The sequence below is a fragment of the Microcystis sp. M109S1 genome (genome assembly GCF_020247025.1).
In the GTDB taxonomy this organism is placed as follows: Bacteria; Cyanobacteriota; Cyanobacteriia; order Cyanobacteriales; family Microcystaceae; genus Microcystis.
The window spans coordinates 1-2,631 of record NZ_JADBRW010000364.1 but is presented as its reverse complement, the minus strand read 5'-3'; the positions used below and the strand labels follow the sequence as shown (position 1 = coordinate 2,631).

General features: G+C 44.4%; 4 protein-coding genes. 1 reads left to right on the top strand and 3 read right to left on the bottom strand.

All coding sequences use genetic code 11. The features are described from left to right. A partial coding sequence (locus tag IM322_RS17940) for a CHAT domain-containing protein (protein WP_287713282.1) occupies window positions 1-411 on the top strand: 411 nt, incomplete at its 5' end. Here the strand turns inward: IM322_RS17940 and IM322_RS17935 are convergent. From IM322_RS17935 to IM322_RS17925, 3 genes are all read right to left on the bottom strand, one after another. Next, window positions 408-779 carry a hypothetical protein gene (locus tag IM322_RS17935; RefSeq protein ID WP_287672638.1) on the bottom strand — a complete coding sequence of 124 codons (372 nt, stop codon included), beginning with the start codon at window positions 777-779 and terminating at the stop codon, window positions 408-410. The two genes, IM322_RS17940 and IM322_RS17935, sit on opposite strands and share 4 nt — an antisense overlap. Before the next feature lie 30 nt (window positions 780-809). Further along, window positions 810-1,910 carry a 3-dehydroquinate synthase gene (aroB, locus tag IM322_RS17930; protein WP_287672636.1) on the bottom strand — a complete coding sequence of 367 codons (1,101 nt, stop codon included), beginning with the start codon at window positions 1,908-1,910 and terminating at the stop codon, window positions 810-812. A gap of 147 nt (window positions 1,911-2,057) precedes the next feature. Then, entirely contained in the window at window positions 2,058-2,453 is a 396-nt protein-coding gene (locus tag IM322_RS17925; protein WP_286825623.1) for a hypothetical protein, read from the bottom strand. Between the last annotated feature and the right edge of the window lie 178 nt (window positions 2,454-2,631).

Genomic DNA, 2,631 nt, shown 5'->3' with positions numbered 1-2,631 from the left:
TGCGAAACTGGCTTAATTGATTTAAACTCTATCAGCGATGAATATATCGGTTTACCCAGTGGTTTTCTGTTTGCAGGAAGTCCCAGCGTTGTCAGTAGTTTATGGACAGTTAATGATTTATCTACCTCATTTTTGATGATTAAATTTTATGAGATTTTATTTGATGAGAATCAGCAAGTTTCTGTACCAGTTGCTTTGAAACAAGCTCAATATTGGTTGCAGGATTTAACCATTGACAAGTTAGACGAATTTCTACAACAATATCAGCCGCAAATAGACAAACATCTTGTCCAACTGCGACCAGGACAGCGCAAAATATATCAAAAATCATTGGAAAGAATTAGAGAACGCCAACCCTATCCCTTTGCCAATCCCTACTACTGGGCCGGTTTTACAGCTACAGGGATTTAGTCAGCACAATCAGCACAAACTCTTTTCATCCCCAATTTAAAGGCGCAAATACCGATCGCTGTTGCCACACCGGGAGGAATACCAGCACCCATAGAAATCGGTTCTATAGCAGGTGCAATCATACCCGATTCTAAGGCTTCTCTAACTTCCTCTTGACAGATAAATTGGCGGCATTTTTCGAACAAATCGCCGATCGATCTATCGGGTTCTGTACCAGCTTCTATCAGCAGTAACGGTACAGCATCCTCAAGATAACCTTCGCAATCCTCAATTGCATCCAAAGCAGCAATCGCCCTTGGATTATCCGCTAATTCAGTCCGAAACTGAGCAATTTCTTCAGCAGTAACTTGTATTGAGTCAGTCGTCATATTGGGAGCATTCCTTAATTGAAAAAACGTCTATTGCCCGGATTCGGTTGGGGATAACACCTCGCGCACCATGGAGGGAGTAACTCGATCGCTAATGGTGACTTGGCCGATCGCCGTTGGTAAAATAAATCTAACCTTGCCATCTTTCACCTTTTTATCGGCAGTAAGCATCTCGATCATCTGGTCGGGGTTTAAGGGCGGAATTTGTGTTTCTAAGCCAGCTTTGGCAATTAACGCCGTTTGTCGTTGATTTTCCGCTTCCGTCCACATTCCCAGTTTAACAGCGATCGCTCCTGCTGCCACCATCCCCATCGCCACCGCTTCCCCGTGGTTAACGCTAGTATATCCCGTTAAACTTTCAATGCCGTGGGCGATCGTGTGACCATAGTTTAAGATCGCCCGCAAACCCGCTTCTTTTTCGTCCTTACTTACCACATCTGCTTTAGCTTGGCAAGACTTTGTAATAATTGTTTGCAATAGCTCGCCATCGATCTGAGAAAAACTAGCTAAATTGTCCGAGTCTTCTAACTGTTTAAATAACTCGGCATCCCAAATTACACCATATTTAATCACTTCTGCCATTCCTGCCCGAAATTCTCGTACCGGTAGGCTTTTAAGCACTTCAGGATCGATCAGAACTAATTTCGGTTGATAAAACGCCCCGATCAGATTTTTGCCCTGGGGATGATTGACACCAGTTTTACCCCCGATGGAAGCATCCACCATCGCTAAGAGGGTGGTGGGAACTTGGACAAAATTAACACCCCGTAACCATGTGGCTGCCGCAAATCCCGTCATATCCCCGATCACACCACCACCGAGGGCAACCATAGTCGAGGAACGTTCCAACCGGTGAGCGAGGGCGCTATCATAAACTTGGGCGATCGCATCGAGGGTTTTATAATTTTCGCCGGCGGGGATCAGATGAGTAGAAACGGTAAATCCCCCTTTTTCTAGGGAATTAACCGCTATTTGCCCGTAGTACTCAAAAATTTCGGGATTAGAAACCAATAAAACCTTTTTACCTAAGCTTAACCGGCTCATTTCAGCACCGAGATTGGCTAAACTGCCCTTCTCGATCAGAATATTATAGGAGCGATCGGGTAAATTAACGGGAATACAAATAGCCATAGGGTGTGGGGTGATGTTTCAGTGATCAGTAAACAGTGATCAGTAAACAGTAAAAAAGCAGCTCCGAGCTTGTCCCTTAATACTATTCACTGAAAACTCGCACCTGATGACTGATAACTGATGACTGATAACTGATAACTGAGTCGGTTATTGGCGCAGCTTAGTCAACTCTAACAGCAGACGAGAGGATAAAAAACAGATAAAGCTCTCTCCCAGAAAGAGACTTAAGCGCCCACTGTCGGCGATCAAGTCTGTGGATAATTGTAGGGGAACTAGGCCGCGGACTAGGGCAAAAGCTGCCACTGTACCATCTTTGAGATGGGGATTATCATCGTTACGGACGACATAACGATAGGTGACACCAAAGAGAAATCCGCTAATTATCGCCCCTGATATCTTGACAAAAGTGCCAATTACTGTGATCGATTCCCCTAAAAATACTCGATCGACAATTAAAAATAGCAGATAGGGAACCAGGAAAGCCAGCGCCGAGATACTCCCCACCTGTATGGATTCGATTCTTTCCTTGAGCGTAATTTGCACGATCGCCTCTCTAAAACGGAGTCACTGATGAAGTATTATCGAAAATTTGGGTTGAAAACCTCGCCCTTTAGGGCGACTTTATGTTAGCATTAAATTGAGTCGTTGACTTTGGGAACGCAGGAAACAAGCGACACTCCGTAATCCCTAAATCTCTAACCATCACTGGTACAAAAGCTTT

Coding starts and splice junctions, on each gene's coding strand:
- IM322_RS17935 (WP_287672638.1), bottom strand. CDS start 779: ATGACGACTGACTCAATACAAGTTACTGCTGAAGAAATTGCTCAGTTT.
- aroB (WP_287672636.1), bottom strand. CDS start 1,910: ATGGCTATTTGTATTCCCGTTAATTTACCCGATCGCTCCTATAATATT.